Source organism: Pseudarthrobacter sp. MDT1-56 (genome assembly GCF_059383555.1).
In genome coordinates, this window is sequence record NZ_JBWZCK010000001.1 from 238,486 (window position 1) to 261,625 (window position 23,140).

The following is a 23,140-nucleotide window of genomic DNA, read 5'->3' on the forward strand; positions in this document are numbered from 1 at the left end:
GCAGAACATCGCACCAACGACGCCGGGAATATGCCGGAATACGGAGATTTTGTTAATGTCACGATGGCTCGAGGTTGGCCCGGACAACTACGTCCTGACCACCCAAGGTTCCCTGCTCAACACCGGCTTGGTTGTCGGCTCCGAACGCGCCCTGGTGATCGACACCGGCGGCGGACCGAGGCAGGGACGCGAGATTCTTGACGCCGTGCGGGAAAAGACGCAGTTGCCGCTCGTCGTCGTCAACACGCACGCCCATTACGATCACTTCTTCGGCAACGCGGTGTTCGCCGACGCGGGCGTCACGGAGTTCTGGGCGCACGAGAACTGCGCCGCTGAGATCGACGAGAATGGCGACAGCCAGCGGCGCGCCGTCGGTGCCGACGAGCCCGAAATGACTGCCGGCGTGGGCAGCAACACCGAACTCGTCGTACCGAATGCGATTGTGAAGGACCAGCCGGTGCTGGTGGATCTCGGCGGACAGGCCGTCACGCTCTTTTACCTCGGGCACGGGCACACCGACGGAGACCTCCTGGTGGGCACGGCCACCACTCTCTACGCCGGCGATCTGGTGGAGCAGGGCTCGCACCCGTCCTTCGAGGATTCTTATCCCGAAGAGTGGTCAGACGTCCTCCGGCATGTCTCGGCACTCCGCCACCGCTATGAATTCCTGATTCCCGGGCACGGCGAGCCGTGCAGCGACCAGTTCGTGAAGACCATGGCCAACACTATGACCACGGCAGTGCGGCAGGCCACCCAGGCGACACGGGAGACCCCGGACGACGCCACCAAGGCCATCCCGATCCTGCCCTATGGACCGGAACAGTCCCGCTGGTTCATCAAACGTCTGCAGGAGACCCGAGCCCACCATTGAGCCGCGGAGGGCTTGGGTGCGTCGCTGGACAACTCCGGTAGCCCGTGAGTAACCTCGTGGAGGATCCGCAACCTAGGATTCAATCCCGCTAGCGCTCAGCTCGCCCGGGGGGAGGGGGCTCCCATGGCGCGCGTCAACAATGACGCTGCTCTCAGGAGGTCTCATCTGTGACTCTGCCCGGTTATGTCCTCGCCTTGTGCGTTTTGTTGGGAAGCCTCGTGGTCCTCTCCGCAGTTTCTTTTGTTTTGATTTGCATAAAGCGCAGAAGTCAAGCGTCCGTCCTTCAGCGGCAGGTGCCCTAGCTGTGCCGTACATCGACATCAACCCCCACCGCAAGCGGCCCAAATGGTGGGCTTACGTGGGCCTTCTGCTCCTCGCTCTCGTGACGGTCGTCGTCGTCATCATGGCACTGACACCCCGCTAGCAGCAGCGTGTCGGTGACGGTCGAAAATTAAGCGTGGCTCACCTTTTCGACCGTCACCGACACAGTGCCACCAAGCCCGGTACATCAACCGTGTAGCCCACTGAGCACGCACGTGGCCCGGCCGGAAAACCCGGGTAGCGGGTACGCGTGTGAAAGACGCTTCCGCTTAATACGCTCAGGCTAAGTCCGGAGCTGCCCGGGATCTGGTGCCGGGTTCGGGGCCTCTGCCACGGCATCTTGAAGAGTGTGCAGTCACCTTGAAGTCTTGAGCTCGGCTCAAGTCCAGGCCCGGTTGGCGCTGGTCATGAAGCGGGCTGATGCAGATGGTTCCGAACGAGGACGGTCTCCCGGGCAACCGCACGACGACACACAACTCCAAATCACTGGCCGCCGCCTTGCCCTTGCTGATCGCCTGCATTCTGGCGGCCTCCCTTGCGCTTCAACCGCCTGCCGACGTTACTGCAACAGCCAGCCAGGGCCTTTCGGCTCCGGAAGCCTCGTCGCCGGCGGTTCAGGAGACATCGTCCGAGCCCCCTTCCGTCCCGGTTTTAGCTGCTGAGCCTCCACCAGCAACTCCCCTGGAGGCAGGCGGCGGGGTACCTGAGCCGTCACCGGCAGCTCCTCCGGAGGCGCCCGGAGCCGATGCAGATTCCAACCAGTACCTCGTGGTGGCCGGTGACACCGTCGGCACCATCGCGGCGCGGTTCGGCGTCAACGTTTACGACATGCTTTCAGCCAACGGCCTAGGCGCGTACAGCCTCATCTACCCGGGCCAGACACTGAAGCTGTCGGGTCCCCCCGTTCCCGTTCCCGTTCCCGCGTTCGCCCCCGCTCCTGCCCCTGCCGTCCCGGCGCTGACCGCGCCGGTCGCTCCAGCCGTGCGCACCATCGTCGTGGCGGGCTCGGGCGGCCAGGCCATGGTGGACCGGTGCATCGGCCCCATCCACTTCACGCCCACGGATGCCTATTCGCTGTTCATCACCGAACACGACTTCTGCGGAGGGTGGGCGCGATTCTCGGGGGTCGGCGTCGGCGAAACCGTGGTCATCACCGGCTACGGCACTTACACCGCAACCGGCCGCGGACAGGTTGCCCAGGGGGCTACAACCAACGCCGTCTCTGCCGTCTTCGGGGGCTTCCCTAGGGCGATCCTGCAGACCTGCATCCCCGGCACGAACCGGATGCTACTGATAGCGCTGAACTAGCCGAATCGATAAGTGCGGATGCTTGCCTGTCCGCTTGCCAATGCGTCTGCGCCTAGAATTGCGGTTGAACCAATTCAAACGAGCACCGCAGCGGTCTGCGCTGTGAGTCCCAGGGGGACCAACATGCCCGATCCGGTGGACAACAACACAGCCAATGCTGCCGCGGAGGCAGATCAGCCCGAACTCCGGCGCCGGCGTGACCGCCGCCGCGGCGATGACTCCGACGCCTGGACAGGAACCATGCCAATCACCACGCCCAACGAAGTCGGCAGCGAAGCTGCGCGCACGGTCCGCAGCGGCTCCTGGGCCGAAGCCGCAGCAGCAGCGGATGCCCCCGCGGCCCCGAGCCGTGCCCCGCTGGACAGTGCTCCCATCACGTCGGTTCCACTGGATGCATCTACTGCCAACTCGGGCGCGCAGCCTCCGTCGCGGGGCGCCTTGCCCGCCACGCCCGACACCGCGCCGTCTGTGCCGCCAATGCCGGTCCGGTCCAGCCGGTCGGAAAGCCGAGCAGCGGCCCTCGCCGCCCCCGCCCCGGACTTCATCAGCTCGCCCGGCCTCTTCGTCCGTGAGCAGAAGCCGCGCCCCGTCGGCGGCTTCCGAGGAGCCCTCTACAAGATGACTGGCGGCGGACTGAACCTGGGCCCGAGCGCCCAACAGCGCGAGGAGGACGAACTCGCCCGGCGCATCTCTCGCCAACTGCAGGGCAGCTACAACACTGCAATCCTGAGCCTCAAGGGCGGCATCGGCAAGACCTCCACGACGGTCGGCGTCGGCCTCACCCTGGCGGAGTACCGCGGCGACCCGCCGTGCGCGATCGACGCGAACCCGGACTCCGGCGACCTCGTGGAGCGCGCCCTCGGCGAGGGCATCTACCAGCAGCAGAGCCCCCGCACCATCACCGACCTGCTCAGGAACATTGAATCCGTCGATTCGCTCACCGCCCTGGCCCGGTACATGCACCACGCCGGTCGGCTCCACCTGATCGCGGGCGAGCAGGATCCCGAGGTCTCGGATTCACTCACCGCCGAGGAATACCTGCGCATCCGCAAGCTCATTTCCGGCTACTACTCGGTGGCCCTGACCGACTGCGGCACCGGCGTCACACACAACGCCATGAGCGGGATCCTGCAGTCCGCGGACAACCTGATCATCGCGGCGGGCTACGCTGTCAGCGGCGCGAAGCGGGCTCGCAGCACCTTGCACTGGCTGGCCGGCCACGGTTACGAGGAACTGGCGCGCAACGCGATCGTGGTCATCACCGACAAGGACGAGGTTTCCTCCCGCGTGGACAAAGACGCCATCGAGGACCACTTGTCCGGGATCTGCCGTCAACTCATCGCAGTCCCGCACGACCGCGGTGTAGCCGACGGTGACCTGGTCACCCTGGATGTGCTGCGTCCGGAAACCCGGCGCGCCTACAAGGAGATCGCAGCCGCCATCGTTGATGGTTACGTCTGAAGGGCGGAGCACTATCGCCGGAAGAAAACTATGATCTTCCGTAACGCTGCTGGAAGGCCAGCCAGCCCGCGCCGCCAGCGCGACATGTGGGCCTTTAGTATCCCTTTCGCGGAGACGTCAAGATAGAGGTCGCGCTCCCGTAGGAACTGCCGTGAGGGCAAAATGGAACGAGCGAGCACCAATGGTTTGGCTCGCCAAGGACTTTCGATTAGCGCCACTAGATATGCCATGCCCGGGAATTGGGCGGCAGTTCGGTGGCGCCACTCTTCGCTGGGACTTTCTTGCTCAACCGGCCGAACCGCTAAGCCGAGATCATCTAGGAACGGTTTCAGCGCCGCCGTGGCCCCTAACTTCACGCTGAGATCTAAGATGTCGTGATGCATGCTGACATCCACGCGCTGAAGCAGGCCTGAGTACTCGTCTCGGTGGCGCCGAGCGCTAATGGACCGAAGGCTGTGCAGCGCCTGAAAGATTGCGGCTGCAGGCTTGGAAGGAACGGCTAGGCTTTTGGCCGCTATGACAAGATATTGCCGGTCGTGCCACAGCGTGTCGAAAGTTACGCCGGGGGGAGCCTCCATCCCGGGAAACCTATCGTGCACGTCAATATCGCAGTTCCACCGCGGATGGTAGATAGTACGCGAGTGGGAGTACTGGCGAATAGGCGACGCGCCGAATGGCCTTTCGAGCCAGCCTCTTGCGCCGAGGAGTTCGACCATTCTGTCCAAGTGTTCCGGGCGGACCAGGACATCCACGTCCGCAGAGACATGACTTTCACGAAGCCCCATCATGGTGGCCCCGGGACCTTTGATGAACAGCACCTGGAGGCCTGCTGATGCTGACACGTAATCCACGAGGGCCGTGGCCAGAAGGACGGCTTCGTCTTGATGCAGGGGCTCTGCAACGTCCATCAGTTGGCCGCCCCGTCACGGGTAGACAAAGTGATCAGTCCGCTGCTGCTCAAATCGTGGATCAGACGCACTACGTCACCTTGGATGGCTGAGGCCTTAGTACCGTAGTCGCGGGCAAGCTCGTCGACGACCTCGGCCTCGGTCCTGGTGCCGTCCAGCGCGTTCCAGACGGACGCGGCCGTTCCTGCCAGGATGACGGGCAAGTCCTGCTCCAGATGCAGCACGGCGACGCGGCCGCCGTCGGGACTCTGGACACAGGCAACGTCGGCACTGACGCGCCACACCCGTTCCGTCATGAGACCTCCACCGACACTAGAAAGGCCGTACAGCATCATGCGGGGCCTTCGCAAGGCTTATGCTACCGCGCGGCCGGCAAGTTGTTTCGCGCCGTGGACCGTCTTAGATTTAGGCATGACCAACAACGCCGCCGGGGACGAAGCCGCCCTGCACCTGCAGGACCTCCTGATGGGAACCGAGAACGTCGAGGACTTCCTCGGCCGCCTCGCGGAATTCTCGGCGGCGATGCTAAGCCACGCCTCCGGCGCCGGGATTGAATGCGGTGTGACGCTGCAGCGCCGGCGGAAGACCATGACCGTGGCGGGAAGCAGCCCCCGGGCCGTCATCCTGGACCGCATCGAGCAAAGCCTGGGCGAAGGCCCGTGCCTCGACGCGCTGCGGACCAAGTCCGTGGTGCTGCTGGCCGACGTCGACACCGATCCGCGCTGGCCGGCCTACCAGCAGCAGCTCGCGGCGCAGGGCGTCCGCAGCACCCTGGGGGTGCCCCTGGAAATCGGCCCCGACGCGGCCGCTGCCCTGAACTTCTTCGCCCCCGGCACCGGGATCTTCACCGAGGAGCCCATTGCCGAGGCGGCCGGCTTCGCCGACCTCGCCGGCCGTTCCCTGCGCCTGGCCGTGCGGATCGGTACCGCGCAGTCCCGGGCCGAGGACCTCCAGGCCGCCATGGAGCACCGCACCTCGATCGACCTGGCCTGCGGCGTCATCATGGCGCAGAACCGCTGCTCCCAGGAAGAAGCCATGGGCATCCTCACCAAGGTCTCCAGCAACCGCAACCAGAAGCTCCGCGACGTCGCCGCCGAGGTCCTCCGGAACCTCACCGGCGGGGACGTCCGCACACACTTCGAGGCCTGAGCGCCGCGAGGGTCGGCTTCTGGTGCGAGAAATCCGCTCGCGATGTTCCTCTCAACGAAGCAAGTAGTGGGTAATGCGAAGACAGGTACTCTCTACTCTGTTGCAGCGCCATGCCGATCTCGCAGGCTTGGTCGGGTGGGTTAGATGCCCGCGCAGCCTGGGACGGCTGCGACGCTGAGTTGGGGAGATCAGATGAGCACTATTAACGAAATGTATGCGCTTGAGGAACTGCGGCGTTCGTCTAGGCGACGCGCTTGGCGATTGGCGCAGCTTTCTGGGCTGGCCGTCCTCGCTGTCGTCACGTTCATCGTTGTTTACCTCGCCCTAACCCGTCAGTTCTAGGTCTCCAGCAACCCGGGTCATCCAACTTGGGGAGCTGGATGACCGCGCTGCCCCTGGTAACCGCTCCGACAAATGGGTTTAGTGCAGAGTTGCGCGCCCGATGGCCTGTCCCGGGGCCACTTTAGACAGCAGGGTGCGGGCGGCCATTTGGGCCATCTTCCGTGCCGCGGGTGACAGGTATGAGCCCTCGCGCTGAATCAGCGCGATCGTGTCGTACAAAGGTTCGGCGAAGGGGACGGCATGGACATTCCTGGGAAAGCCCGGCCCGCTCACGATGGCCTGCGGCACAAAGGTGCCAGCCGCCCCGGTCGCTACCAACCCCAGGGCGGTATCGACGTGTTCCACCTCTATGGCCGGTTCGATTTTCAGCCCCTTGAGGCGTGCACGCTCCAAGATCTGCCGGCGGGTGGGGTCATGCCAGCCAGCAAACGCGTCGTAGAGCACAAGCTTTGACTCGACAAGTTCCTCGATTGTCATGGGGCCTCGCGAAGGATCCCGGGTGGCCGACACGAAAAAGACCTCGTCCCGAAAAAGCGGCCTGACCTGAAGGCCAGCTTCCGCCACCGGCAGCACGATGAGCCCGGCCTCAATTTCACCCGACGCCACTGACTCGGCCACGGTAACGGAGTTCAGTCCCACCAGGCGCACCTTCACTTGGGGATACCGGCGGTGGAAGCGCTGCACCAGGTCGGCAAGGTCGTAGTGGGCTCCGTAGCGCAGAACGCCGAAGGTGCAGACGCCGCCTTCCAGCGACGACATGGACTTCAACGCTTCCACGCCGTTGTTGAACGAATTAACGGACTGCAGTGCATGCACGTGCAGCTCAACAGCCGCCGTGGTGGGAATGAGCCGCCGCCCGCCGCGGGTAAAAAGGCTGTGCTCCAGCTCGTGTTCGAGCCTGCTGATGAGTTCAGAGACGGAGGCCTGGCTCGTTTCCAACTTTCGTGCCGCGGCCGTGAATGAACCGAGCTCGTAGGCCGCAAGGAAGGCCCGGAGTTGTGCGAGCGTCATCGTTTCTCCTAGAGATCAGAGGCCCCCTAAGCACAGGGTAACCCTATATCTCGTACTTGCTTAGGTCCCGTTGTGCGATGAGTCAGCGAGCAGTAACTATTGGTCCATGCACCTCACCGAACGTGACATGGCTCACATCCCGGGAAAAGTCTTCACCCTGAAAAGCCCTGCCATTGAGGAAGTCCCGGCCCAACGCCTTCCCGCAGTTGTGGCGGCGGTGTCCGCAATGCTCGGTGAGATCGAGTCCAACGGAATGGACGCCGTCGTCAAGTACGCCAAAGAGCTGGACGGCTGGCAGGGCGGGAGCCTGGAGATCAGCCCGAAGGAACTGGCAAAGACCGGCGACTCGCTCTCCCCGGAACTGCGGGAGGCATTGATGGCCAGTGCCGAGCGGACCAGGCTGTTCGCCGTCGAGCAACGCGAACACCTCTCCGATTTCGAAGTTGAACTCATCCCGGGCGTCTTTGCGGGACAAAAGTATGTTCCCGTGGCACGCGTCGGCGCCTATCTCCCATCCGGCCGGTTTCCGATTCTTGCCAGCGCCTTCATGACAGTGGGCGTCGCCAAGACCGCGGGCGTCCGCAACGTTCTGGCCTGCACTCCGCCAACCGCGTCGGGCGGTGGCAACCCCGCAGTGCTGTACTCCGCGTACCTGTCCGGCGTGGACAGGGCGTTCGCCCTCGGCGGGGTGCAGGCGATGGCCGCCATGGCCTTCGGGCTGCTGGGGGAGCAGCCGGCCGACATCCTGGTCGGCGCAGGAAACGCCTACGTCACAGAGGCCAAGCGGCAACTCTTTGGACGCGCTGGCATAGACCTCCTGGCCGGCCCGTCCGAGGTCGCCGTGATCGCCGACGAATCCGCCGACGCCGAACTGGTGGCCGCTGATCTCCTCGGCCAGGCCGAACACGGCCCGCAGTCACCGGCGTCCCTGGTAACCACCTCCCGGGAGCTGGGAGAAGAGGTCATCCGGCACATCAACAAGCAGCTGCGGACGTTAGTCACCCGGGACATCGCCGGACCGGCCTGGCGGGACTACGGCACCGTCTACGTCGCCGGGGACCGCGAAACGGCTGTGCGGATCATGGACCTGCTTGCCCCGGAACACCTGGAAATCCAGACCTCGGACGACTCCTACTACCACGAGAACCTGCAGAACTACGGCTCCATCTTCCTGGGACAGTGGTCAACGGTGGCCTACTCGGACAAGGGCTCCTCCGGCACGAACCATGTGCTGCCCACCGGCGGGGGCGCCCGATCATCGGCAGGGCTCTCCGTCTCCCGCTTCCTCAAGCCGCTCACCTTCCAGCGCATCGAAAAGAGTGCAACTCCGCGTCTGGCGAACTACGTCTCCACGATCTCCGAGACCGAAGGAATGGCGGCCCACAAGGCCACCGCCACCCTGCGGCTCGAGCGCTTCAACCGATAGAAATCCATCCCTAGCAAAAGGCACCTCATGTTAAATTCAAAAACCCTCCGCAAGCGAATTGCTGCATTGGTGCCCATGGGCGTTGCCGTGGCCCTCGCTATGACGGCCTGTGGCTCAGGAGGCGGCGGCGCCGGCGCCGGCGGCGGCGGCGGAGAGCAAAAGACAATCACCATCGCAACTTCCAACGACGCCCCCTTCTCCTTTACGGACCAGGCCACCGGCGAGCTCAAAGGCATCGACGGGGAGATGATCAACGCCATCGCCGAGGCGAAGGGCTGGAAGATCAAGGTCTTCACCTCCGAGTACGCCACCCTGATCGCGGCGCTCAACGCCAAGAAGGCCGACGCCATCGTGGACGCCATGTACATCACCGACGAGCGGAAGAAGCAGATCAACTTCACCGACCCCTGGTACACCGAAGGCGAAGCCATGGTGGTTCCGGCGGATTCAACGCTGGCATCACGCGACGATGTAAAGGGCAAGGTTCTCGGCGCGCAGACGGGCACGGTGTTCAAGGATCTCGTCGACAGCCTTGGCGGCAGCGAGGTCAAGCTGTTTGACTCGCAGGCTGCCCTGCTCGCGGCCGTGGAAAACAAGCAGGTTGATGCAGTTTTTACTGACAGCGCCGTGATCGGCTACAGCCTGGTCCAGAAGCCGAACCCCAAGCTGAAGCTCGTCTCACCCTACGAGCCCTATTACCCCGGCATCATTGGAGCCGGCGTGCGCAAGGACGATACACAGTTGCTGCAGGACCTGAACTCCGGGTTGGCGGACCTAAAGAAGACCCCCAAGTACCTCGAGATTTTGAAGAAGTACGGGTTGGGCGAAGCCAACATGTCCGAATAGGTTCCAGATTCCTGCGAGGCCGGCAGGCAGCGCGACCGCACTGCCTGCCGGCCCCGCCCGACCTTCACGTAGGGATTCGCAGTGGACTTTATTACAAACACCCTCGCCGTGTTCCCGGCACTCCTACAGGCCGTACCCGTCGTCGTCCAACTGGCGCTCGGCGCCATGGCAATTGCCCTTGTGCTGGGCCTGCTGGTTGCGCTGGCACGCATCTCCTCGATCAAGATCCTCCGAGGCATCGCCACGTTCTATCTGGAGGTCATTCGCGGCACTCCGCTGCTGGTGCAGTTGGTCTACATCTTCTTCGTGCTCCCCAGCATCGGTATCAGCATCGAACCTGTCCCGGCCGGCATCCTGGGCCTGGGCCTGAACTACGCCGCCTACCTGTCCGAGGTCTTTCGCTCGGCGATCCTCTCCGTGGAGCACGGCCAGACCGAAGCCGCATTGTCCCTGGGCTACACGCCCAGCAAGACCCTGTGGAAGGTGGTTATTCCCCAGTCCTTCGTGGTTTCCATGGGGCCGATCGGTAACTACTTCATTGCCATGATCAAGGACACGGCACTGACTTCCGTGATTGCCGTGACCGAGATCCTGAAGACCGCCAACATCCTCAACAGCCAGACATTCCAGACCACAGCGATCTATACCGCAGCGGCCATTCTCTATCTGATCATCAGCCTGCCACTCTCGCGCGTTGTGGTTGTGCTTGAACGAAAGGCACGGGCCAGTGGCTGACGAGACCATTATTGACGTCCGCGACGTACACAAGACCTTCGTTTCCGACACGAAGCCGACCCTGGGGCAGAGGCTTAGCGGCAAGCCGCACGTGCAGAAGAGGGTGGAAGTGCTCAAAGGCGTGGACCTGGTGGTCCACCGCGGTGAAACCATTGCCATCCTGGGCTCCAGTGGATCCGGCAAAAGCACCCTGTTGCGCTGCATCAACAAGCTGGAGACCATCGATGCCGGGCGCATCTACGTCAACGGCCACCTGATCGGCTACGAGGAACGCGACGGGGAACTGATCGCTGAGAAAGCGTCCGTCACTGCCCAGAAACGGACCGACATTGGCTTCGTCTTCCAGCACTTCAATCTGTTCCTGAACAAGACGGCGCTGGGGAACGTCATGGCGCCGCTGCGCGACGTCAAGAAGCTGTCCGCGACCGAGGCCAGGGATGTTGCCCTGCCCAACCTCGAAATGGTGGGGCTGGGGGACAAAATCGACAATTACCCCAGCAAGCTCTCCGGCGGCCAGAAACAGCGGGTGGCCATCGCCAGGGCGCTGGCAATGAACCCCAGTGTCATGCTCTTCGATGAGCCGACGTCGGCGTTGGATCCGGAGCTTGTGGGCGAGGTCCTTGCGGTCATCAAGAAAATCGCCCTGCAGGGAACCACGATGGTGATCGTGACCCACGAGATGCAGTTTGCCCGGGACATCGCAGACCGCATTGTGGTCATGGACCAAGGGGTGATTGTGGAGGAGGGGCCGCCCAGCCGGATCTTCACTGCACCGCAGCATCCGAAGACGCGGGCGCTGCTGAGCCGCTCGGGTATCCTTCCGGCGTAGATGTCCTGATTGGCGGACCCTTCGAGGCCTGAGCGCCCCCGGGGGGTCCGCCCGCCTAGGATGAAGGGGATGAGCACCACACAGACCGCGCCCTTCAGCCTCCGCAGCATCGCCGTCCCCGCGTTCGGCCCGGCCCTGCTGTTCAGCATCGGCGAGGGCGCCATCCTGCCGGTGGTGGCACTGTCCGCCCGCGGGCTCGGCGCCTCGGTGGCCGTCGCCGCCCTGGTGGTCACCCTGATCGGCCTCGGCTCCTGGTTCTTCAACCTGCCCGCCTCGCTCATCACCCTGAAGTTCGGCGAACGCTGGGCCATCGTCGGCGCCGCGGCCGCCAGCGCCGTCGCCCTCGCGGCCGCGGCCCTGGCGCCCCTGCTGCCCAACGGGCTCTCGCTGCTCGCCGCCGCCATGCTCGTCGTCGGCATGGCCGCGAGCGTCTTCAGCCTGGCCCGGCAGAAGTACCTGACCGAAGCGGTCCCGGTGATCCTGAGGGCCCGGGCGCTGTCCACGCTCGGCGGCGTCAACCGGATCGGCATCTTCATCGGCCCCTTCATCGGCGCCGCCGTGATGCAGTTCGCCGGCATCACCGGCGCCTACTGGGTGGGCGTCGTCGCCATGGCCGCGGCCGCGGCCCTGTCCGTGACCATCCCGGACCTCGTGGCCAAGCCCGTCCCGGACGACGGCGTCCCAGTCCAGCAGGCGACGCTGCGCAGCGTCGCCGTCTCCCACGCCGGGGTGTTCCTGTCCGTGGGCCTGGGGGTGCTGCTGCTCAGTGCGCTGCGCGCGTCCCGGCAGGTGGTGATCCCGCTCTGGGCCGAGCACCTCGGGATGGACGCGACGCACGCGTCGCTGATCTACGGGCTCTCCGGCGCCATCGACATGCTGGTGTTCCATCCGGCCGGGAAGCTGATGGACCGCAAGGGCCGGCAGTGGGTGGCCATCCCGTCGACCCTGATCATGGGCACGGCCATGCTGCTGATCCCGCTCAGCACCGGCTTCGTGGGGCTGCTGCTCGCGGCGCTGCTGATCGGCTTCGGCAACGGCATCAGCTCGGGCCTGAACATGACGCTGGGGGCCGACTTCTCACCCGACAACGGCCGCGGCCAGTTCCTGGGCATCTGGCGGTTCATGGCCGACGCCGGGGCCACCGGCGGCCCGGTGCTGCTCTCAGGCGTGACCGCCGTGGCCTCGCTCGGGGCCGGGGTGGCCGCCACCGGTGCGCTGGGCTTCGCGGCCGCTACGGTCTTCGCCATCACCATTCCGCGGCTGAAGCACCGGCGCAACTACTGATGGTTTATCAGCGCACCGCCGGCATCGACGCCGTCACGGACCGGAGAATGATTCCATGAAAATAGAACTGCTCCATATCGACGAGTGCCCCAATACGGATGAAGCACTGGAGCGTCTGGAATCAGCCCTGGCCTCCTTGGGACACAGCGATATTCCAGTGAAGACGCGGCTTTTGGCGACCCCGTCAGAAATATCTGGCACTGGATTCGCGGGGTCCCCAACGATCACCGTCAACGGACTGGATATCTTCCCGACCGGCGCGCCTGCAAGCGACCTGGCCTGCCGAATCTACGCGACGCCAAGCGGGCTGGCGGGCGTGCCAATCCTCAGCCAGATAACCGAAGCGCTCAAGAACCGCGGACTCTGACGCCGCCCGAGCGCTCGATCGCGGCGGCGAAGACCGGCAGGGCGCGCTGGATCATGTCCTCCGAGGCGGTGAGTGAAATCCGGAAATAACCCGGCGTCTCGAACAGGGTGCCCGGCAGCACGAACACGTCCTCGTCCGCGAGGGCGGCGGTGAACTGCTCGTCGTCGTCGGCCGGGGTGCGGACGAACAGGTAGAAGGCACCCCCCGGCCGCGTGACCGTGTACCCCATGCCGGTCAGCGCCTCCAATATCAGGTCGCGTTTGCGCTCCAGCTGCCCGACGTCGATCGAGAACTGCTCCAGCCGCGGCAGCGCATACTGCAGCAGGGCGTTGGGGTAGATCCAGCCCAGCGCCATCTGCAGGGCGGTGATCGCCTCTCGCAGCGGCTCGCGGTCCGGCATGGTGGGCGGCAGCGCCAGGTAGCCGATCCGCTGCCCGGGCGCCAGATGGGTTTTGCCGTATGAGTAGGCCAGGAGCGTGTACGGATAGTATTCGGCCGGGCTGTGGAACCGGGCGCCGTCGTAAACGATCCGGTTGTAGGGTTCGTCGGAGAGCAGGTAGACCCGCCGCCCGTTGCTGCGCGAGGCCCCCTCCAGCATGGCCGCCAGGTCCTTCAGCAGCGCGGGCGGGTAGATCCGGCCGGTCGGGTTGTTGGGCGTGTTGACGATCACCACCCGGGTCCGCGGGGTGATCGCCGCCCCCAGCGCCGCCAGATCGACGTCGAACGTCTCCGCATCGCAGCGGATCTTGACCGGCACCAGCCCGGCCTCGATCACCAGCGGCTCGTAGAAGAACCAGGGCGGCAGGGTGAAGACGACCTCGTCACCGGGGTCGGCGACGGCCTTCAGCGCCAGCGGAAGCGCGGTGAAGCCGCCCGTGGTGAGGTGGATGTCCGCCGGCTCGAAGGGCATCCCCAGCAGGCGCTGCAGGGACGCCGCCGCCGCGGCCTGCGCCTCCGGTTCGTTGGTCTTGTAGGCAAACCACCGCTCGTTCCGGGGCGTCAGCGCGTCCGCCAGTGCCTCGACGTAAGCGGCCTGCGGCATCTGGTGCGGGTTGCCCAGGGCAAGGTCGCAGATCCCCGGCACGTGCTGGCGCCTGGCGTAGACGGAGTCGCGGAGGAAGAGATTGATCCGCTGCTGCGACGGGACGGACGCGAGGGTGGTGGCGCGCCGTGAAACGCCCGGTGGAACCGGAGAAGCGCTTTCTGAAACGCTCCGTGTAGCCGGAGAATCAGGGCTCATGACACTCCCTCAAGACGTGGTGGCTTGACCGGGGTGGGTCCAGCCTTGCGGGGCCGGTGGCTGTGCGGGACTAATTGTGGCCCTCGGCGGGTCGGATGTAAACGGGTCCGTGGTCGGGTGGCGGTCCTCAACCGGGAGCGGGTACCCGCGGGGCGAGTTACGAGTACCCGATACCCGGGCGGAAGCCGAGGGGGCTTAGTACGGTCGGGCGAGTGCGCCGGTGCATCCGAAAAACCCGGCCCTACGTGGGGCGGCAGGAGTGCCGCCGTCAGGGTTCGCCCGTGACTATTTGCCGCGCATGGTCTCCGCCCTCAGGGGTGATGCGTTTTCGCAGTACTAAATGGAGGAGATACCCATGTTGGGAAAAAAGACCCGCTGGATCGCGCCGCTTGCTGCCACAGCAGCCGTGCTTCTGGCCGCTTCGCCCGCGAGTGCCTATCACACCGATCCGGATGTAGTCATCCCGGCCTCGGAGTCGTGCGGCGACTTTGACCTTGGTCTCGCGGCAAGTGAAGGCAACATCAGGGTGATCGAATTGAGCAACGGCAACGTCTACCAGGTGGGCACGGGAGTCGTCCTCACCTGGTCCAATGAAGAGAACGGCAAGACGTACACAGTGAAGACGTCCGGTTCCGTGGCCAGGTACGTCCTGAACCCGGACGGAAAGAGCTACACGCTCAACCTCACCGGCCACAACGGATTTGTCTACTTCTCGACCGACGCCGGGGGGCCCGGAGCCTACCAGCACACCGGGCGGGTGGTGCTCCAGGTGGATTCACCGGCGACCAATAACGTGAGCCGCGTAGACGCCAGCGCGGGCAAGGCCGTGGATATCTGCGCACGTCTCAGGTAGCCACCGCAGAGCAGGAAAGGCCCGGGCGCCCTTAGGGGCGCCCGGGCCTTTGCCCCCGGCAGGCCGCCACGGCGATCCCCGCCGGTCCGTCACCCCAGCGCCGGCTCCCGCTTCGCGTGGCCGGTGGCCTGTTCGAAGCCGTACGCCACCTGGAGCAGCTCGAAGTCGTGCCCGTGGTTCATGGCCAGCTGCAGCCCCACCGGCAGGCCGCCGTCGCTGAACCCGGCCGGGACCGAGATGGCAGGGATGCCGGTCGCGGAGATCAGGCAGGCCGAGCGCATCCAGTCCAGGTAGGTCCCGAACTCGACGCCGTTGATGGACGTCGGGTACCGCAGGGACGCCTCAAAGGGCAGCAACTGCGCGGTGGGGCTGGCGAACACGTCGTACCGGCCGAAGAAGCGCCGTACGCTGGTGTCCAGCCGGGTCCGGGCGAGGGCTGCGGAGACCAGGTCCTGGCCGCTGAGTGCCCGGCCCCGGTCCACGTTCCAGTGCACCTCGGGCTTGACCACGTCCAGGTGCTTGGCCACCAGCTCACCCAGGCCCAGGGCAAAATCGAACGCTCGGGTGGTGCCGAACACTTCATCCGCGTCCCGCAGGTCCGGTGCGGCTTCCTCCACGGTGGCGCCGAGATCCTCGAAGATCCGCAGCTGGCTTTCCAGGACGCACAGCACCTCCTTCTCCACCGGCACGTCCAGGCCGAAGTCCGGCGACCAGCCAATCCGCAGGCCGGTCAGGTCGCGCCGCAGCGGTTCGGTGAACCGCCCGGCCGCCACTGGAGCGGCGTAGGGCACGGCGGGGTCCGGCCCGGCCACGGCCGCCATGGCCAGGGCAATGTCTTCCACGTCGCGGGCCAGGGGGCCGGTCCGGGCGAGCCAGGCCCACGCGTTGCGGGTCGGCGCCACCGGGATTACGCCCGCCGACGGCCGGAACCCCACCACGTTGCAGAACGACGCCGGGATCCGCAGCGAGCCGCCCATGTCGCTGCCGTCACTGAGCGGCTGGATGCGGGCCGCGAGGGCGGCGGCCGCGCCGCCGCTGCTGCCGCCGGCGCTCCTGGCCGTGTCGTAGGGGTTGACGGTGGTGCCGAAGACGTCGTTGAAGGTGTGCGAGCCCGCCGCGAACTCCGGCACATTGGTCTTACCGGTGGTGACCACGCCGGCCGCCTTGAACCTGGCGATGATGAGGTCATCGAAGTCCGGCACGAAATCCCGGAAGATGACCGAGCCCTGCGTGGTCCGCAGTCCCTTGGTGTTGTTGGTGTCCTTGTGCGTCATGGGCAGGCCATGGAGCGGCGGGAGCTCCGCCCCGGAGGCGGTGAGCGCGTCGGCTGCCGCGGCCAGCGCCGCAGCACCCTCGCGGTCCTCGGTCACCACGGCGTTGAGCTGCCCGTTCACGGCATCGATCCGGGCGAAGTGCGCGTCGAGGGCCTCCCGTGCGGAGATGTCCCGACGCCGGATGGCCGCGGTCAGCTCCGTGGCGGACAGCGCGCTGATGCCGCCGGCCGCCGCGAAGGCCGCCGGGCGGGTGGCCGGGCCGGCCCCGGACCGGGCCTCCGTGTCGGTCACAGCGCGGCCCCGGACCGGCCCACCCGGGAGAGCAGGGAGGTCAAGGCGGCGCGGACGCCCGTGCCCAGCGTTGGCTCGATATCCGGTGCGAAGTACGGCGAGTGGTTCCCGGGAAGGGGAGTCTCGGCGTCGAGCCTTTCCTGCGTGTAGGCACCGAACATCCAGTACACGGACGGTACCTCCAGCACCTCCGCGAGGAGCCCGAAGTCCTCGCTGCCCATCACCGGCGGGACCACGTTTACGCAGTCCCCGCCGAGGGCGGCCTGGAACTCGCCGATCAGGGCGTCGGCGGAGGCGGGGTCGTTGTAGCACCGCGGGAAGCTGGAGATTTCCTCGATCTCGGGGGCGGGGGCTCCGGAGGCGTCCGCTTCGGCGTGCAGGATGCGGCGCAGGGAATCGAGCACGCGGGTGCGGACGTCGACGTCGAACGTCCGGACGTTGAGGGAGAACTCGGCCGTGGCCGGGATAATGTTTTCCTTCAGCCCGGCGTGGAAGGTGCCCACGGTCACCACAGCGGACTTCATCGGGTGGACCTCGCGGGAGACGACGGTCTGCAGCCGCACCACCATGTGGGCGCCGAGGACGATCGGGTCGATGGACTGTTCCGGCTGGGAGCCGTGAGCCTGGCGGCCGTGGACGGTGACCTTCCAGGAATCTGCCATGGCCATGGCCGTACCGCTGCTGATGTTGACGGTCCCGGACAGGCCCGGCCAGACATGCTGCCCGTAGATGATTTCCGGCTTCGGGGCCTTGTCCCAGAGTCCGTCCGCGATCATGGCCTTGGCTCCGGCGCCGGTTTCCTCACCGGGCTGGAAGATGAAGACCACGGTTCCGGACCACGCGTCCAGGTTTTCGCTCAGCAGCTGGACGGCCGTCAGGGCGACGGTCATGTGGGTGTCGTGGCCGCAGCCGTGCATCACCGGGACGGCCGTGCCGTCCGCGAGCGTGCCGGTGGCGGTGCTGGCGAACGCCAGGCCGGTGTCCTCCTTCATCGGCAGGCCGTCGGTGTCCGCCCGGTAGCCCACCACGGGTCCGGTCCCGTTGCGCAGGATCCCCACGACGCCGGTGCCGCCGCACAGAAACGTTTCCAGGCCCAGCGCATCGAGCTTCTGCTGGATGAACGCCGCCGTGTTGGTCTCCTGCATGGAGAGTTCCGGATGGGCGTGAAGGTGGCGGTAGAGCTCGTGCATCTCGGCCCGGCGGGTGTCGCTGAGTTCAAACAAGGCAGTACTGGTGGTCATGGGGTTCCTTCCGGAGGAGTTCGGAGTTCGGAGTCTGGTTCGGGGTGCTCACTGTACTTAGTCCAGTGGGCCTGGTTCGCTGGTTCGGGCGGCTAGTTCACGAGGGAGGTGTTGGCGGGCGCGTTTTTGCGGGGCCGCAGGAACCACGCCAGAGCCGCCGTCAGCAGGACCACGATCCCGGTGGCCGGCTTGGCGAGCGCCGGGACGGCGGGGACCAGGACGAAGAGGACGACGACGGCGACGACGACGGCGATGACCGTCACCCGTGGCTGCTTCATGGTGACAACGAGCTGTACCAGAACGGCGCCGATGATGCTGGGGAAGATGTAAAGCCGGGCGACGTCGACGACGCCGGCCGGGATGACGCTGACCAGCCAGGTGCCGAGCACACCGACGAACAGCAGCATCGAGAACACGTGCACCATCGCGGCTCCGCAGATGGCCATGAGGGCCGCAAACTCGCCCCGTTTGGTGCCTGCCTTGGCGCCGACGGTTGCCTGGGCCACCAGAGCCGACGGGAGCAGCTTGTTGGCGATGTTGCCGATCATAAAGGCCTGGTACATGGCGGCTGGGCCGAGGACCGGGTAGTAGGTGATGGGTTCGACAAACCACAGCACGAAGAACGCGGCCGCGACGGCGAAGAAGGCCGTCCAGACCTGGCCGGAGGTGATGCCCAGGTCGCCGAAGAGCACGAGGTAGAGCGGAGCTGCGAGCGAGAGGATGAGTGCGGAGCCCATGGTGATCTGGCCCCAGCGGGAGGTGGTGCGGTCGAATTGGAGGAGGGTCGCGGCGCGTGAGGCATCAGTAGCGAGAGCAGTCATGAAAATCAATCCTTTCGAGACGGGATATGGCTGGAATTCGCTGCCTAGGCAGCCATGCCGGACGTGTGGGCGGCGTAGGCGACGAACAGGCCGACCAGGATCGAGATCCCGAGCCCCCATTCCCGGAGCCACGCGACGTCGAACTTCTTGGCCAGCGCGAGGCAGATGCCCATGACCAGGGCGGACACGATGACGGTGATGATATGCACGGGGGTCTTGCCGAGCTCCGCGATGCCGAGGCTGGCGAACGCCCCGATCAGCGCGGCCGCGGGAACGATCGCCATCAGCGCCGGGTTGACCCTGCGCAGCTTCGAATCACCGCGCCGGAGGATCGGGGTGAGGATCAGCGTGGAAATCATCCACATGGCGCCGGACATGCTCATCGCCATGAACGCCACGGCAAAGACGCTCTGGTCGTAACCCGGGCCGCCGAGCGTTGCCCCCATGGTCGTGGCGGCGAGGCTTGCCGATGCGGATTCTGTGGCTGCGGAACCCACCAGGCCGATCCGGACCAGCACCGCGGGCGTCCCGAACAGTGTCATCAGCGCAATGCTGACCAGCACGACGGCGAGGGACGGGCCGATCGCCGCCACGGCACCGGCCCGGAAGGACTGTTTCAACTCGGTCTGGGAAATGTCAGCGGCCGGCCCCGCCTTCCTGGCGGCGCGCATGTAGATGACGGTCTGGAGAATGATGGCCGCGAAGACACCGATGGCCAGCACCCACAGGACGGGGATATTGGCGATCGCGAGGATGTCCGTGGAGGCCCCGGGGGTTTCTGCAGTAGTCATGGATGCTCCGATGCTGGATGAGGATGCGAGCGGATAAGGAGTGGCGTGGTGCTGGGTCGGTGAAGCTCAGGTCAGTTCGGTTCCGTTGTCAGGTCCGGCCGGTTCAGTTCAGAACTGCGGAGGACAGCCCGGTGCGGTCGAGCAGGGTCAGCGTCTGCGCCAGGGCGCCGACGCCGGTGGCAATGTCCGCGAAATCGGTCCATTCCTCCGGGCAGTGGCTCTTGCCGGCCCTGGAGGGGACAAAAATCATGCCCATTGGCGCCAGCGCCGCCATGTGAACGGCGTCGTGGGTAGCCCCGCTGGGGATGGGCATCCATGGAATGCCGATGGCGTCGGCGGCCGCGGCGGCGACGTCGTGGATCCCGGCGTCGGCGTGAACCACGGTGTTGTCGGTGGACCAGTCGAACTCGACGTCGACCCCCAGATTCCGGGCGTTGGCCAGGATCTCCTCGGCCAGGCGGCCGCGGACCCCGCTGAGCCAGTCGTTGTCGACGCTCCGGACTTCGCTGGTCATCCGGACGAGGGACGGGACCACGTTGGGCGACCGCGACTCGGATTCGATTCGGGTGGTGGTGGCGACCCCGTGGTTGGGCGCTCCGCAGCCTTCGCGGCGGACCGAGAGCACCGCTTCGGCCGCGGCGACCATGGCGTCCTTTCGATCATTCATCGGCCGGGTGCCGGCGTGGTCGGGGCTTCCCGTGAAGGTTGCGACGAGCCGCTCGATCCCGGTGATCGCGGTGACGATGCCCAGCGGCAGCTGGCGCTGTTCCAGCGTGGGGCCCTGTTCGATGTGCAGCTCGATGAAGGCATGGAGCGGCGCGGTGCGGGCCCAGTGTGTCTGGAGCACGGCCCCGGGATCGAGCCCGAAGTCCCGGTATGCCTGCCCGAGGCTGACGCCGCGGTAATCCTGCCGGTCCAGGTCGGCGCGGGTCAGTTCTCCGGCGATGGCCCTGCTGCCCAGGCAACTGAGGCCAAAGGCATTGGATTCCTCCCCGAGGAAGTCCACCACCAGGAGGTCCCGGCTGAGCCGTTGTCCGGATTTCCGAAGCAGCTGGACGGCCTCCAGCGCGCCGAGCACGCCCACGACGCCGTCGAAACGGCCGCCGCCGTCGACCGTGTCCGTGTGTGAACCGGTCACCAGCGCCGGGGCGTTGGGATTGGTGCCCGCGAGCCGGCCGACGATATTGCCGGCGGTGTCCACCTGGACCTCAAGGCCCGCGGCGGCCATCCGTTCGGAAACCCACTGCCGGGATTCCCGGTACGCCTCGCTGAAGACTTCCCTGGTCCAGCCGGGCCGGGCCTCATCCCGGTACTTCGCCAGCTCCAGGATGCCTTGACCGAGTCGTTCGGCGGCATCCTGGCTCTGATCGGTGAGATCGAGCATCGGGCTCCTTCGTCAAGCGTCGGTCCGAACATGTGAGGGCTAGTGCAATCGATTGCGCTGCATCGGTTGCGGGGCAAAGCGGAGGGGAATGTTTCGTACATCACACTAGAATCCTGTTGTTTCGTCAAGGTTTCTTGGCAATTAACATTTGACGATCAGGCTGGCGTTGCGGCGTAACGCAAACCTTTGCATGGGATGTTCAGCCGGAGGGCTCTAGACTTCTAGGAAGACCGGAAGGGGGCACCGCCATCGCCGACTCACCCGCACCCGGGCGCTCCAAGGCCGACTCACCCGCATCCGGGCGATCCAAGGCCGTCACGCTGGCCACGGTGGCCCGTCACGCCCAGGTGCATGTCTCCACCGCCTCCCGGGCGCTCAGCGAGGATCCCGCGGGGATCAGCACCGAGACGGTCCGGCGCGTGCGCGAGCTCGCTGCCATGCTCGGTTACCACCGCAATCTGGGCGCCGCCGGTCTCCGGACCGGAAGCTCGCGACTGATTGGCGTGCTGGTTCCCCGCCTGACCGATCTGGCGCTCGCCACCATCTACGAGAGCATCGACGCGGCTGCGGAGTCGGCCGGCTACAGCACGGTGGTAGCGAACACCTTTGACGATCCCGGGCACCGCCGGGCCCGGCTCGATGCCATGCTGTCCCGGCGGATGGACGGGGTGATTATTGGGGATTCGCACATCGGCGACACGGCCGGCTACGAGCTGCAGAGCCGCGGCGTCCCCTATGTGCTCGTGATGCGCCGGCTGGAGGGGCATCTGTCCGTCGCGACCGATGACGAGCTTGGCGGCAGACTGGCGGCGCAGCACCTTTTGGAGCTGCGTCACCGGCGGGTCGGCGTCATCGCCGGGGATCTACTGGCGAGCACCGGACGGGAACGGTCCCAGGGCTTCCGGCGCGCGTTCGAGGCCGCCGGCTATCCGGTGGAGGACCCGTATGTGGTGAGCACCGGATTCGGCACCGCTGCCGGCCGCGTGGCCGGAGAGCAGCTGCTGGCGCTGCCCGAGCCGCCCACGGCGATCTTTGCCGTGGACGACCTCACCGCCCTTGGTGCGATGGGTGCCATCCGGGCCGCCGGAAAACGGCTGCGCGAAGACGTTGCGCTCATCGGCTACAACGACCTCCTCCTGGCCGACAACCTGCCCGTTCCGCTCACGTCAGTGCGGTCGGATCTGAAGGCCATGGGCCGGCTCAGCGTGGAGGCCCTGCTGCAGGGGATCGGCGGCAAAACGGCGAGCTCAACGCTGCTCCCGCCGGTCCTGGTGCCGCGGGCCACGACGGTGGCTGATTAGACGGTCCGGGTTTGGGCCCCGGTCAGCGGCGGGGTGCGCTCCGCCGTCGTGCAGCATGCCCGAACAGCCACACGCCGCCGACCGTGGCGAGGTAGCCCGCGATGACGATCAGCGCGGTGCCGGCCCAGAAGTAGTGCGTGGTACTGCCCGCCAGGCCCGTGGCGGCGACACTGAGCAGCGAAAAGGCGGCCACGGCGGCTGCGGCCAGCCCCGCCAGCAGCGGCAGCGCCAGCCACAGCCGCGAGGAGGCCCAGTGCTGGCCGTAGCCGTCCCAGAAGTTCCAGCGCGGACCCTTGCGGATGATCAGCCAGCCCGCCGGGAGCATAAACACAGCCACGACGAGGAAGGCCGCGACGACGTCGGCGGGCCGGTGCCACTGGTTGATCAGCGTGGACACCCCGGTGGCGACGGCGAAGCTGCCGCCCAGGAAACCGGCGAGCGGCCGCCAGCGCGGGGAGACCATCAGGAACACCGCCGCCGCGGCCGACGCCGCCAGGGTGGTGTGCCCGGAGGGCAGCGAGTTCAGCTCGAGGGTCTCGATCCCGCGGTAGGGCCGGTCCGGGACGATGTCCTTGAGGATCTGGGTGGCCACGTTGGCGCCCACGCAGGCCGCCACCGCGATCCCCGCCGCGGTCCAGCGCCGCTTCACCACGGTGACGATCAGGACCACCACCGCGGAGATCAGCAGGGACAGCGCGGGCAGCGAGTCGAGGAGCTTGTTGGCGGCCTTGCCGGCGGTGCCGTGGATTTCGACCGCCTCCACGAGGGCCGATTCATCGATGAACTGGCCCGTGGTGGTGCGGACAAAGAAGTAGTAGGTCCCGGCCAGCGCCGCCATGCTGGCGAGGGTGGCCAGCAGGAACAGGAATCCGGTGCCCCAGCCTTGGCGGCCGGCGGGCTCCGCCGGGTTGCCCTCGCGGATGCCCTCGCGGCCGCCCGGGCGGGTGCCCGCGGCGCGCGCGGAAGCCGGCTGCGGGTACTCCGGAGCCGGCTGCGTACTGGTGTGTTCCTGCCGAAAAATCATCCATCTCAGGTTCCCACAGAACCCTGCGAAGTTTCTGAGGGCGACCCGCTGCGGCACGGGTA

General features: G+C 66.3%; 22 protein-coding genes. 12 read left to right on the top strand and 10 right to left on the bottom strand.

The window, feature by feature from the left end; all coding sequences use genetic code 11:
• Window positions 1–55: 55 nt before the first annotated feature.
• From AC50YC_RS01120 to AC50YC_RS01130, 3 genes are all read left to right on the top strand, one after another.
• Complete coding sequence (locus AC50YC_RS01120) at window positions 56–871, top strand: MBL fold metallo-hydrolase (RefSeq protein ID WP_494951807.1); 816 nt, start codon at window positions 56–58, stop codon at window positions 869–871.
• 741 nt (window positions 872–1,612) lie between these two features.
• Window positions 1,613–2,500, top strand: a complete 888-nt coding sequence (locus AC50YC_RS01125; RefSeq protein ID WP_494951808.1) for a LysM peptidoglycan-binding domain-containing protein — start codon at window positions 1,613–1,615, stop codon at window positions 2,498–2,500.
• Window positions 2,501–2,623: 123 nt separating this feature from the next.
• Window positions 2,624–3,961 carry a MinD/ParA family ATP-binding protein gene (locus tag AC50YC_RS01130; RefSeq protein WP_494951809.1) on the top strand — a complete coding sequence of 446 codons (1,338 nt, stop codon included), beginning with the start codon at window positions 2,624–2,626 and terminating at the stop codon, window positions 3,959–3,961.
• Window positions 3,962–3,972: 11 nt separating this feature from the next.
• Here the strand turns inward: AC50YC_RS01130 and AC50YC_RS01135 are convergent, their stop codons facing one another.
• The gene (locus tag AC50YC_RS01135; RefSeq protein ID WP_494951810.1) at window positions 3,973–4,869 is read right to left on the bottom strand and encodes a nucleotidyltransferase family protein; all 897 of its coding nucleotides are present in this window, start codon (window positions 4,867–4,869) and stop codon (window positions 3,973–3,975) included.
• Complete coding sequence (locus AC50YC_RS01140; protein ID WP_494951811.1) at window positions 4,869–5,165, bottom strand: PqqD family protein; 297 nt, start codon at window positions 5,163–5,165, stop codon at window positions 4,869–4,871. The genes AC50YC_RS01135 and AC50YC_RS01140 overlap by 1 nt, the downstream gene beginning before the upstream one ends.
• A gap of 115 nt (window positions 5,166–5,280) precedes the next feature.
• On the opposite strand from AC50YC_RS01140, the gene AC50YC_RS01145 reads away from it, so the two are divergent.
• Complete coding sequence (locus tag AC50YC_RS01145) at window positions 5,281–6,018, top strand: GAF and ANTAR domain-containing protein (RefSeq protein WP_494951812.1); 738 nt, start codon at window positions 5,281–5,283, stop codon at window positions 6,016–6,018.
• Between the two features lie 420 nt (window positions 6,019–6,438).
• On the opposite strand, the gene AC50YC_RS01150 is transcribed toward AC50YC_RS01145, so the two are convergent.
• Window positions 6,439–7,371: a LysR family transcriptional regulator gene (locus AC50YC_RS01150; protein WP_494951813.1), complete on the bottom strand. Its 933-nt coding sequence runs from the start codon at window positions 7,369–7,371 to the stop codon at window positions 6,439–6,441.
• Between the two features lie 106 nt (window positions 7,372–7,477).
• Here AC50YC_RS01150 and hisD point away from each other — a divergent pair, with 106 nt between their 5' ends.
• The 6 genes from hisD (at window position 7,478) to AC50YC_RS01180 (ending at window position 12,858) form a co-directional block, all read left to right on the top strand.
• Window positions 7,478–8,797 (top strand): histidinol dehydrogenase, encoded by a 1,320-nt coding sequence (gene hisD, locus AC50YC_RS01155; protein WP_494951814.1) that lies wholly within the window; start codon window positions 7,478–7,480, stop codon window positions 8,795–8,797.
• Window positions 8,798–8,824: 27 nt separating this feature from the next.
• Window positions 8,825–9,643: an ABC transporter substrate-binding protein gene (locus AC50YC_RS01160; RefSeq protein WP_494951815.1), complete on the top strand. Its 819-nt coding sequence runs from the start codon at window positions 8,825–8,827 to the stop codon at window positions 9,641–9,643.
• Window positions 9,644–9,724: 81 nt separating this feature from the next.
• The gene (locus AC50YC_RS01165) at window positions 9,725–10,378 is read left to right on the top strand and encodes an amino acid ABC transporter permease (RefSeq protein ID WP_494951816.1); all 654 of its coding nucleotides are present in this window, start codon (window positions 9,725–9,727) and stop codon (window positions 10,376–10,378) included.
• Window positions 10,371–11,207, top strand: coding sequence for an amino acid ABC transporter ATP-binding protein (locus AC50YC_RS01170; protein ID WP_494951817.1), 837 nt, complete (start codon window positions 10,371–10,373; stop codon window positions 11,205–11,207). The genes AC50YC_RS01165 and AC50YC_RS01170 overlap by 8 nt, the downstream gene beginning before the upstream one ends.
• A gap of 69 nt (window positions 11,208–11,276) precedes the next feature.
• Entirely contained in the window at window positions 11,277–12,491 is a 1,215-nt protein-coding gene (locus AC50YC_RS01175) for an MFS transporter (protein WP_494951818.1), read from the top strand.
• Between the two features lie 55 nt (window positions 12,492–12,546).
• Entirely contained in the window at window positions 12,547–12,858 is a 312-nt protein-coding gene (locus tag AC50YC_RS01180) for a thioredoxin family protein (protein WP_494951819.1), read from the top strand.
• On the opposite strand, the gene AC50YC_RS01185 is transcribed toward AC50YC_RS01180, so the two are convergent.
• Window positions 12,839–14,098 (bottom strand): aminotransferase class I/II-fold pyridoxal phosphate-dependent enzyme, encoded by a 1,260-nt coding sequence (locus AC50YC_RS01185; protein WP_494951820.1) that lies wholly within the window; start codon window positions 14,096–14,098, stop codon window positions 12,839–12,841. The genes AC50YC_RS01180 and AC50YC_RS01185 overlap by 20 nt on opposite strands.
• A gap of 355 nt (window positions 14,099–14,453) precedes the next feature.
• Here AC50YC_RS01185 and AC50YC_RS01190 point away from each other — a divergent pair, with 355 nt between their 5' ends.
• The gene (locus AC50YC_RS01190; protein WP_494951821.1) at window positions 14,454–14,951 is read left to right on the top strand and encodes a hypothetical protein; all 498 of its coding nucleotides are present in this window, start codon (window positions 14,454–14,456) and stop codon (window positions 14,949–14,951) included.
• Window positions 14,952–15,040: 89 nt separating this feature from the next.
• Here the strand turns inward: AC50YC_RS01190 and AC50YC_RS01195 are convergent, their stop codons facing one another.
• The 5 genes from AC50YC_RS01195 to AC50YC_RS01215 all read right to left on the bottom strand — a co-directional run bounded on the left by AC50YC_RS01195 (window position 15,041) and on the right by AC50YC_RS01215 (window position 20,753).
• Window positions 15,041–16,444 carry an amidase gene (locus AC50YC_RS01195; protein WP_494952163.1) on the bottom strand — a complete coding sequence of 468 codons (1,404 nt, stop codon included), beginning with the start codon at window positions 16,442–16,444 and terminating at the stop codon, window positions 15,041–15,043.
• A 68-nt stretch (window positions 16,445–16,512) separates the two neighbouring features.
• The gene (locus AC50YC_RS01200; RefSeq protein ID WP_494951822.1) at window positions 16,513–17,757 is read right to left on the bottom strand and encodes an amidohydrolase; all 1,245 of its coding nucleotides are present in this window, start codon (window positions 17,755–17,757) and stop codon (window positions 16,513–16,515) included.
• Between the two features lie 92 nt (window positions 17,758–17,849).
• Window positions 17,850–18,578, bottom strand: a complete 729-nt coding sequence (locus AC50YC_RS01205; RefSeq protein ID WP_494951823.1) for a hypothetical protein — start codon at window positions 18,576–18,578, stop codon at window positions 17,850–17,852.
• Between the two features lie 44 nt (window positions 18,579–18,622).
• The gene (locus AC50YC_RS01210; protein WP_494951824.1) at window positions 18,623–19,369 is read right to left on the bottom strand and encodes a DUF5058 family protein; all 747 of its coding nucleotides are present in this window, start codon (window positions 19,367–19,369) and stop codon (window positions 18,623–18,625) included.
• Between the two features lie 103 nt (window positions 19,370–19,472).
• Window positions 19,473–20,753 carry a M20 family metallo-hydrolase gene (locus tag AC50YC_RS01215; RefSeq protein WP_494951825.1) on the bottom strand — a complete coding sequence of 427 codons (1,281 nt, stop codon included), beginning with the start codon at window positions 20,751–20,753 and terminating at the stop codon, window positions 19,473–19,475.
• 329 nt (window positions 20,754–21,082) lie between these two features.
• Here AC50YC_RS01215 and AC50YC_RS01220 point away from each other — a divergent pair, with 329 nt between their 5' ends.
• Window positions 21,083–22,054 carry a LacI family DNA-binding transcriptional regulator gene (locus AC50YC_RS01220; protein ID WP_494951826.1) on the top strand — a complete coding sequence of 324 codons (972 nt, stop codon included), beginning with the start codon at window positions 21,083–21,085 and terminating at the stop codon, window positions 22,052–22,054.
• Between the two features lie 22 nt (window positions 22,055–22,076).
• Here the strand turns inward: AC50YC_RS01220 and AC50YC_RS01225 are convergent, their stop codons facing one another.
• Window positions 22,077–23,078, bottom strand: coding sequence for a phosphatase PAP2 family protein (locus AC50YC_RS01225; RefSeq protein ID WP_494951827.1), 1,002 nt, complete (start codon window positions 23,076–23,078; stop codon window positions 22,077–22,079).
• Window positions 23,079–23,140: the final 62 nt, after the last annotated feature.

Excerpts from the sequence above, each read along its gene's own strand:
- AC50YC_RS01120 (WP_494951807.1), top strand. The coding sequence starts at position 56 with ATGTCACGATGGCTCGAGGTTGGCCCGGACAACTACGTCCTGACCACC.
- AC50YC_RS01125 (WP_494951808.1), top strand. The coding sequence starts at position 1,613 with ATGCAGATGGTTCCGAACGAGGACGGTCTCCCGGGCAACCGCACGACG.
- AC50YC_RS01130 (WP_494951809.1), top strand. The coding sequence starts at position 2,624 with ATGCCCGATCCGGTGGACAACAACACAGCCAATGCTGCCGCGGAGGCA.
- AC50YC_RS01135 (WP_494951810.1), bottom strand. The coding sequence starts at position 4,869 with ATGGACGTTGCAGAGCCCCTGCATCAAGACGAAGCCGTCCTTCTGGCC.
- AC50YC_RS01140 (WP_494951811.1), bottom strand. The coding sequence starts at position 5,165 with ATGACGGAACGGGTGTGGCGCGTCAGTGCCGACGTTGCCTGTGTCCAG.
- AC50YC_RS01145 (WP_494951812.1), top strand. The coding sequence starts at position 5,281 with ATGACCAACAACGCCGCCGGGGACGAAGCCGCCCTGCACCTGCAGGAC.
- AC50YC_RS01150 (WP_494951813.1), bottom strand. The coding sequence starts at position 7,371 with ATGACGCTCGCACAACTCCGGGCCTTCCTTGCGGCCTACGAGCTCGGT.
- hisD (WP_494951814.1), top strand. The coding sequence starts at position 7,478 with ATGCACCTCACCGAACGTGACATGGCTCACATCCCGGGAAAAGTCTTC.
- AC50YC_RS01160 (WP_494951815.1), top strand. The coding sequence starts at position 8,825 with ATGTTAAATTCAAAAACCCTCCGCAAGCGAATTGCTGCATTGGTGCCC.
- AC50YC_RS01175 (WP_494951818.1), top strand. The coding sequence starts at position 11,277 with ATGAGCACCACACAGACCGCGCCCTTCAGCCTCCGCAGCATCGCCGTC.
- AC50YC_RS01180 (WP_494951819.1), top strand. The coding sequence starts at position 12,547 with ATGAAAATAGAACTGCTCCATATCGACGAGTGCCCCAATACGGATGAA.
- AC50YC_RS01185 (WP_494951820.1), bottom strand. The coding sequence starts at position 14,098 with ATGAGCCCTGATTCTCCGGCTACACGGAGCGTTTCAGAAAGCGCTTCT.
- AC50YC_RS01190 (WP_494951821.1), top strand. The coding sequence starts at position 14,454 with ATGTTGGGAAAAAAGACCCGCTGGATCGCGCCGCTTGCTGCCACAGCA.
- AC50YC_RS01200 (WP_494951822.1), bottom strand. The coding sequence starts at position 17,757 with ATGACCACCAGTACTGCCTTGTTTGAACTCAGCGACACCCGCCGGGCC.
- AC50YC_RS01205 (WP_494951823.1), bottom strand. The coding sequence starts at position 18,578 with ATGACTGCTCTCGCTACTGATGCCTCACGCGCCGCGACCCTCCTCCAA.
- AC50YC_RS01210 (WP_494951824.1), bottom strand. The coding sequence starts at position 19,369 with ATGACTACTGCAGAAACCCCCGGGGCCTCCACGGACATCCTCGCGATC.
- AC50YC_RS01215 (WP_494951825.1), bottom strand. The coding sequence starts at position 20,753 with ATGCTCGATCTCACCGATCAGAGCCAGGATGCCGCCGAACGACTCGGT.
- AC50YC_RS01225 (WP_494951827.1), bottom strand. The coding sequence starts at position 23,078 with ATGATTTTTCGGCAGGAACACACCAGTACGCAGCCGGCTCCGGAGTAC.